Consider the following 3,219-nt stretch of genomic DNA (forward strand, 5'->3'; position numbering starts at 1 on the left):
TAGGGTCAGACCCAGCCCGAGGAGGACGCCCCCCATCCTCACTGTCAGGCTTGATCCCTGCGTGGGCCATCCCCTCCCCCCGAAGCCGTTGTGGTCCCGCTAGCCGGCTCGCCGCCAGCAACTGAGACCCCTGTCCGATGAGAGTTCGCGTCGGCGGCGGCGACGACCAGCAGCCGGACCGCAGCTCAGTCCTGCGGAGTCGCCTGCTCACCAGTGATCAGGTAGATCATGTGCTGTCCGGAGTTGACGGCGTGGTCGGCGTAGCGCTCGTAGAAGCGGCCGAGGAGGGCGCCGTCGATTGCGGTTTCCGCGCCGTAGGGCCAGTTGTCGTGCAGGAGGACCTTGAAGAGGTCGCGCTCCAGGTCGTCCATGGCGTCGTCGTCCTTCTCGAGCTCGGCCGCCAGCTCGGCGTCCGGGCTGGCGAGAACCGTGGTGATCTTGTCGGCCATGCGGTCGGCCACCTCGGCCATCTGCCGGAAGACCGGACGTAGCTCCGCCGGTACGGCCGGCGAAGGGTGGCGCCGCAGCGCGGTCTTGGCCACGTGCTCGGCCAGGTCGCCCATGCGCTCGAGGTCCGCGGAAATGTGCAGGGCCGTGATCACCATGCGCAGGTCGGAGGCGACCGGCGCCTGCCGGGCGATGGTGTCGGCGACCTTCGTCTCGACCTGGCGGTAGATCTCGTCGACCTCGGCGTCGCGGGCCACGACGGACTCGGCGGCTTCGCGGTCGGCGGTCAGCAGGGCGGTCGTCGCCTTGCGCAGCGCGGCACGTACGGCCTCCGCCATCGTCACCAGCAGGCGACTGACCTCGTTGAGGTCGGCCTGAAACTCCTCGCGCATGTTCCGTCCCGGTTGTTCGTGGGCTGCCTCGGCCGTCGGGCCGGGAGCCGGGTGTGCAGGGGGTTGCAGGGGCAACGCTAGGAGCGCCCGGCGGCGCGGACATGAACGGCGGTGAACGACGCCGGGCCGGGTGGTGAACATTCTTCGAAGTGCGCCGGATTTGTCCGATTATGCGTTCGGTCCAGGTAAACAATGACCCTACGATCGCTGCGTGGACCTGGCGTACGGCATCCCCCTGTTCCTGGTCGCACTCGCCGGTGGCGGGGCGGCCGGGTGGCTGCTGTCCCGGGTTCGTCGGCCCGGCCAGACCGCGCCGGATCCGGCCGGGGCGAGCCCGGCAGGCGTCGCGGCCAGACCGACCAAGGGGGGACGAAAGATCGACACCGACGAGGAGCCGAGCGGCAAACACGGGCTCAAGGGCCTCGGCCGCAAGAGCCTCGACTCGCTGCGGGTAGGCGTGGTGGTGCTGGACGCGGAGGACCACCCCGTGCTCGTCAACCCCGCGGCGCGGGCGATGGGCCTGCTCCGCTCCGGCGGAGCTCCCGGCACCCTCGCCGCCCATCCCATCCTGCGGACCCTGGCGGGCCAGGTCCGCCGCACCGGCGTACGCCGGGAGGTCGAGCTCGACCTGCCCCGCGGCCGCGCCGGAAACGCCCAGGCGCCCCTCGGCCTGCACCTGCGGGCGGTGGCGCTCAACGCCACCCACGTCGCGATCGAAGCCGCCGACGTCACCGAATCGCACCGCCTCGCCCGGGTCCGGCGAGACTTCGTCGCCAACGTCAGCCACGAGCTCAAGACCCCCATCGGTGCGCTGCAACTGCTCGCCGAGGCGTTGCTCGACGCGACCGCGATGACGGAGACCTCGCTGCAGGAGCAGTCCGAGGACCTCACCGCCGCCCGCCGCTTCGCCGAGCGCATCCATCACGAGTCCGCCCGGATGGGCCGGCTCGTCAACGAGCTGCTCGAACTCACCCGCCTGCAGGGCGCCGAACCGCTGCCCACGCCGGAACCGGTCGCCCTCGACTGGGTCATCGCCGAAGTCGTCGACCGCACCCGCACCACCGCCGCGGCCAAACACATCGAAGTCGTCTACACCGGCCCCAAGGGCGCCACCGTGTACGGCAGCGGCAGCCAGGTCGCCACCGCGGTGACCAACCTCGTGGAGAACGCGATCGCGTACTCGGGCGAGAGCACCCGCGTCGCGCTGACCATGCGGCAGGACGACGAGTGGATCGAGATCGACGTCACCGACCAGGGCATCGGCATCGCGCCCCACGACGTCGACCGGATCTTCGAACGGTTCTACCGCGCCGACCAGGCCCGCTCCCGGTCCACCGGCGGCACCGGGCTCGGTCTGGCGATCGTCAAGCACATCGCCACCAACCACGGCGGCCGCGTCGACGTGTCCAGCACGCTCGGCGGAGGTTCGACGTTCACCCTGCGCCTACCGGCGCGACCCCCGGAATCCCCGCTGCCGTTACCGGCGGCGATTGAGATCGAGTCCGGCAAGGCCGGGCTCCCTTCGGCCTGACGGCCGGCGGAGTAGGAAAGGAACCCCCATTGGCTCGCGTGCTCGTGGTCGAGGATGAGGAGTCGTTCTCCGACGCCTTGTCGTACATGCTCCGCAAGGAGGGCTTCGAGGTCTCGGTCGCCGCGACCGGCACCTCGGCGCTGACCCAGTTCGACCGGACCGGCGCCGACATCGTCCTGCTCGATCTCATGCTGCCCGAGATGTCCGGCACGGAGGTGTGTCGGCAGCTGCGGCAGCGCTCCGCCGTACCCATCATCATGGTGACCGCCCGGGACAGCGAGATCGACAAGGTGGTCGGCCTGGAGATCGGCGCCGACGACTATGTCACCAAGCCGTACTCGCCGCGGGAGCTGGTCGCCCGCATCCGGGCCGTGCTGCGGCGGCAGGGTGCCGAGGCGGCCGAGGTGTCGACGCCGACGTTGGCGGCCGGGCCGGTCCGGATGGACGTGGAGCGGCATGTGGTCACGGTCGACGGTGCCGGTGTGCAGCTGCCGCTGAAGGAGTTCGAGCTGCTTGAGCTGCTGCTGCGTAACGCTGGCAGGGTGCTGACCCGGGGGCAGCTCATCGATCGGGTCTGGGGCGCGGATTACGTCGGGGACACCAAGACGCTTGACGTGCATGTGAAGCGGCTGCGGTCGAAGGTGGAGCCGGAGCCTGGGGCGCCGCGTTACATCGTTACCGTGCGGGGGTTGGGGTACAAGTTCGAGCCGTGATCGGTTTCCTGCGGCTTCGGGTGGGTTGCGCTGGGGCTTCGGGGGGAGGGGATGACCCACTCCGGGCGGATGCTCCTATGGTCGTCAAGTGGTGAGCAGGGTGTAGATCTCGCGGGCGATGTAGCGCTTGAGGCAG

At 70.1% G+C, this 3,219-nt stretch carries 3 protein-coding genes; 2 read left to right on the top strand and 1 reads right to left on the bottom strand.

The annotated features are described in order from the left end of the window. Nucleotides 1–185: 185 nt before the first annotated feature. The gene (phoU, locus tag AB0M36_RS37575) at nucleotides 186–839 is read right to left on the bottom strand and encodes a phosphate signaling complex protein PhoU (protein WP_364167574.1); all 654 of its coding nucleotides are present in this window, start codon (nucleotides 837–839) and stop codon (nucleotides 186–188) included. A 235-nt stretch (nucleotides 840–1,074) separates the two neighbouring features. Between phoU and AB0M36_RS37580 the strand changes: the two genes are divergently transcribed. Both AB0M36_RS37580 and AB0M36_RS37585 read left to right on the top strand, forming a co-directional pair. After that, nucleotides 1,075–2,370 carry an ATP-binding protein gene (locus AB0M36_RS37580; protein ID WP_364167579.1) on the top strand — a complete coding sequence of 432 codons (1,296 nt, stop codon included), beginning with the start codon at nucleotides 1,075–1,077 and terminating at the stop codon, nucleotides 2,368–2,370. A 29-nt stretch (nucleotides 2,371–2,399) separates the two neighbouring features. Beyond that, the gene (locus AB0M36_RS37585; protein ID WP_364167577.1) at nucleotides 2,400–3,083 is read left to right on the top strand and encodes a response regulator transcription factor; all 684 of its coding nucleotides are present in this window, start codon (nucleotides 2,400–2,402) and stop codon (nucleotides 3,081–3,083) included. Nucleotides 3,084–3,219 lie beyond the last annotated feature (136 nt).

The sequence above is a fragment of the Actinoplanes sp. NPDC051346 genome (assembly GCF_040682215.1).
Lineage (GTDB): Bacteria > Actinomycetota > Actinomycetes > Mycobacteriales > Micromonosporaceae > Actinoplanes.